The sequence below is a fragment of the Methylobacterium sp. V23 genome (genome assembly GCF_002917135.1).
GTDB lineage: Bacteria > Pseudomonadota > Alphaproteobacteria > Rhizobiales > Beijerinckiaceae > Methylobacterium.
Map to the genome: position 1 here is coordinate 1 of NZ_PDHT01000094.1, position 2,729 is coordinate 2,729.

A 2,729-nucleotide genomic window follows, 5' to 3' on the forward strand; every position below is an offset into this window, starting at 1 on the left:
GGCCACCAACTACCTGGCTGCCGTCTGCATCGCTGCTACCGTCAGCTACTGGTTATGAGTCCCGAGCCTAGTAAAGCCGGCGCAATGGTCAATCGTCTTCAACCGACGAAGAGCCGGCTGGCGTCCATAGGACGAGCGCATCACTTTGTCAGGACACTGTGCTGATGGTTTGACAGCAGCATGACAAGCCTAGCCATGTCCCAGAGTGTCAGCAAATCGGCCATCTGCTTCATCGCTTTAACTGTCAATGCTTGCACTTAGCCGCTACTGAGATATTTCTTAGCTTCCCGCTAGAAGGCTAGCGAGAGATCGTTCACCCAGATGCTGCCGTGGAGAATTGCTCTGCGACATGAGCGGATTGATTGCGAATGTCGGGTACCGCTGTACATTCCCAAAATACGCCTCTTCCGATGGGGCCGAGTGCCCATAATGATGGAGTAACGCGTCCTGAAGCCCCTATCGCTTGAAGCTTTGCGGTAAGATCCAGCCCAAGTCGATGCCGGTCGAAGCGGACAAGCCCTTGCTCAGCTAAACGCTGCAGCAAAGAGTCTTCAGATTTATCAGCCGAAAGCATTCCTGTCGCATTTATGATGCGCTGTGCAACAATAGTGTCGCTTCTTGAAGTGTATCTAGGGCGGTAATGCACTACAGCCTGAGCATCGTCTATGTCGATCTCAGTAATCTGACCTGCTCGGATGACCAAATCACCACTGTCGACCAAATTCTGTAATTTTGCGCCGATTGCTGGCGCCGTCCGATGCCGATGTACATCCCACCACGGCCGGGCATGTCGTAGAAAGCGTCGCTGTTCTTCCTCTGGTAAGCCCTGCCATAGACCGGAGGTGATAGGACGTAGACTATCTATTACGCCGTGCCATGAAATGCCTTCTGCTCTCGCAGCAGTCACTTCTTTTCTGATGCGGAGCAGGAGTTGAGCAAGAGAAGATTGCTCCTGAGGGGTGAGCCGTGGAAGCGGCCAAGGGCGGGTTGATGAATGGGTTCGGGGTAAGAGGCCGCGACGCGATATTGCAATTAATGGTCCAACGAATTCGGATCCTCGCAATTGCAGGGCGACGTCGACCATAGTCAACCCGCTCCCCATGATGACGACGGGCTTATCGCTATCAAGCTTCTCGGCGAAAGGGCTTAACCAAGGGTTTGCTATGTAAGGGCCAGTTTGCGGCTTGTTTGGTAAGACATTTCCCGTGGCTAAAATAGCCGCTGCAACTTGATGCTCGCGTCCTCCAGCGAGAAGCAGCCGGTAACCTGCATCATTGGGAACAAGGTTGATAACTTCTTCTGGCACCAGCGTCACGCGCCCCACGCCGGATTGAGACTCGTTGGCTCGAGCAAGAAGTGTAGAAATATAGCGTCCATAGAGCTGACGTGATACAAAGGTTCCAGCTGTAGTCGATTGCATTTGAGCCGATTGATCAAGGTCTGAGGCTTGCAGCCACTCAACGAAGTGGTTGGGCCGATCTGGATAAGCGCTCATATTTGAAGCACGTACGTTTAGAAGGTGATCCGAGCGCGCCGTTCCGTAAGCAACACCAGGTCCAAAGTTCGCGCTTTTCTCACAAAGGAGTATGCGGCAATTGTCTGTCTTCAGCAAAATGTGAAGCGCAGTCATTGTTCCGCTAAATCCAGCTCCGATGATAGCCACCGTTTTAGCACTCACAACGCTACTCCCAGTACCTATGATAAGTACCAATCCAGGTCGGACGGTAAATTTTGATGATTAGCAGGGCAGCATCCACGATACGCTATTCGGTCAAAAGTTTGTTTATATGAGAGACGGATTTGTATTAAAATTGATCTAGTTATTTCTCCGCATAGCGATAGCGTCTAAGACTTTCTTTATCGAACTAAATGAATGGATTTCGGTTAGAATTGCAACATATAGTTTTTCAGAAATTGGTTTCCGATAGATCACGAGCTTACTTCCGAGCAATTGGAGCAGATAGTCAGGGCGTTCGTATGGATCCGGACTGATGTAAGGCTGGAAGTGGGCGATTGATGTCTGCTGGCAACCGGAGCTGAGCACGCCCGGGTCGAAGCCAGACCTCTTCTACTATGCCGGTCACATAAACGCCAAGCGCGCTCTGATGGAAGCATGGCGGAAAAAGGAATCGGTAGTTTTGTTCTAGAGCAGAAGCATCCAACGCACAGGGTTAGCTGCAACCCTGCTGATCTTTGGAAATTCAATTTTGCTTCGTGCAGCTAATATGCACGTAAGGTGCAGCCGAAAGTATTTTGCCTTCCGCTGCCAAGGCCGAGGTGAATGTAGGAGATCTCGTGTTTAGCATCATTTTTGCAGCCTTCATCGGCGCGTTGAGCGGAGTTACTCTACTATGGGGGTACGGCATCGTTTGGTTGGCTCTGACCGCCCCTCTATTCGGCAGCCTCGCCGGACTTTGCGCTGCGATATTGCTTAGCTTCCAATCTGATGCCAGTGAGGATCAATCACTTGCAGTCCGCCAACAAGTGCCCCGTCGAGTCGAAGTCTCTGAGCTTGCACCGAGATAAGGTCCCGCAGCCTCTTCTCGAACGGGTAGCTGCTTAGCGTGTGGCATGTGCCCTGATACGATTGTTGCTTCGCATCTGAAACGAAGGAGGGTTACAGGATTGCACAGACAGCCTACCTCCCTCACTGAGCATGTTAGGCTCTGGACCCATAAGTTTGGCTTAGCAGGTGTGTCTGTGATTCCTTCTGGGTGGAGGAGGCGCCG

Annotated in this window: 1 protein-coding gene; it reads right to left on the reverse strand. The window is 51.7% G+C overall.

The genetic code is table 11. The features are described from left to right. Positions 1-313 precede the first annotated feature (313 nt). Positions 314-1,678, reverse strand: a complete 1,365-nt coding sequence (locus CRT23_RS27335; RefSeq protein WP_181017504.1) for an FAD/NAD(P)-binding protein — start codon at positions 1,676-1,678, stop codon at positions 314-316. Positions 1,679-2,729: the final 1,051 nt, after the last annotated feature.